General features: G+C 55.6%; 1 protein-coding gene. It reads right to left on the bottom strand.

The window, feature by feature from the left end:
- Positions 1 to 10 precede the first annotated feature (10 nt).
- Entirely contained in the window at positions 11 to 1,348 is a 1,338-nt protein-coding gene (locus EGM97_RS26035; protein ID WP_238965594.1) for an IS4 family transposase, read from the bottom strand.
- Positions 1,349 to 1,431: the final 83 nt, after the last annotated feature.

Here is a 1,431-nt window from a genome sequence, read left to right as displayed (position 1 = left end):
GCAATGCTGTTCACTTAAGCGGAGCAGCATTGCGATCCACGGGATACCGGGTTTTTGACATCTTCACCGCCCTGGGCCTCGCCGGTCTGGGGCGTTTTGTTATGAACAGCACACCAATGCTCCCGCGCAACTCCTCCAAACGTCTAGGCGTGTGCGACGGGGATACCGCGCCAGCCATCACCACGAGGTGGCTGGCGATGTGCTGACAAGCAAATTTGAAGCTGACTTCGCTGGGAGCGCGTTTATGGGCAACCGCTGCTTGGCTGGCTTCTCGGCGAACAACGTTGTAAGCCAGTAGCAGGCCCCATAGCTCCTGATACACCAAGTCGACGGTCTTACTGCGAAGCGTCAAGGCATTTTCCTGCATCGAGCATTTGATATCTCTGAAGCCCAGTTCTATTTCCCAGCGCTCGTGGTAAAGCGTAGCGACCTGCTCAGTACTGAACTGTGATGCGGGCAGGGAAGTAAAAACGGTCTTCTCTTTTCCCTCAATTTCGTAGGTTACGGACCGCACTTGCCAGTATTCAGGCAGTAGCGGGTTCTTTTTCCGGGCTTGTGGTGAGACCTTCATCTGCACCAGGCAATCGCCGGCGCCATAGCGCTCGATCTCCGTTCGCACCGTGCCCTTGCGCTCAGGGATCAACCAATGTCGATTCTTTGCGCCGTCTTGGAGGCTCAACAATAAGTCGGCGCTGAAAAAGCCTTTGTCCAACAAGGTCACAGAGTGATCTGGGATGGCGTCGACAAAATCACGAGCCAGCGGGATTTCGCCTTTGCGATAGGGGCTGATGGCCGCGTTGGCGATAACGTGAGAGCGGGCATTCATCAGTGCGACAAGGCGCAGCACCGGATAAGGCGTCTGCCGATCAGAAGGGGTATTGCCGGAGCCGAAGTGGGCTCGGAGTTGCTCTGTTTCCGGTGTCCGGAACAAAGCGCCATCGACGGCAAAAACCTGAAGCCCATGCCAGTCATCCTGCGGATAACGCTCGTATCCCCAGACACTGGCGCACTGCTGAAACAGCCAGGCTACGGGTTGATCACCCAAGCGCTGCCTGGCTTGGGAAAGTCCGCTTTTTGCCAAAAGAACTTCATTGGCCAGGCCTTCAGCGCAGATATTCAATCGACGAGCGACCTCCACAATTGGCTCACCCCTGAAGAACGCCATGCCGACTACCAGCCAAAGAACCATGTCAGAAGGCAGGCGCCGACGGCGGATCGTGGCCTTATCAGCAAGTGTGGCTGCAACCTCGATCCACTCTTGGGGAATGTGCTCGGTGAGCACCTCAAGCCGTGATAGCGGTTGTTCGGTGCAGTCCTGAACAGCGCCTAAGTCCTGTGCAACGGGCATAAAAAATCCGGAATCCTTTGTCAGATTCCGGATTTTCCTGCTGCTCAGGGATTAGTCAATAATCCTTAACTGAACAGCATTGC

Source organism: Pseudomonas sp. AF32, assembly GCF_022342325.2.
Taxonomy (GTDB): domain Bacteria; phylum Pseudomonadota; class Gammaproteobacteria; order Pseudomonadales; family Pseudomonadaceae; genus Aquipseudomonas; species Aquipseudomonas uvaldensis.
This window is presented reverse-complemented; position numbering and strand designations above follow the sequence as displayed.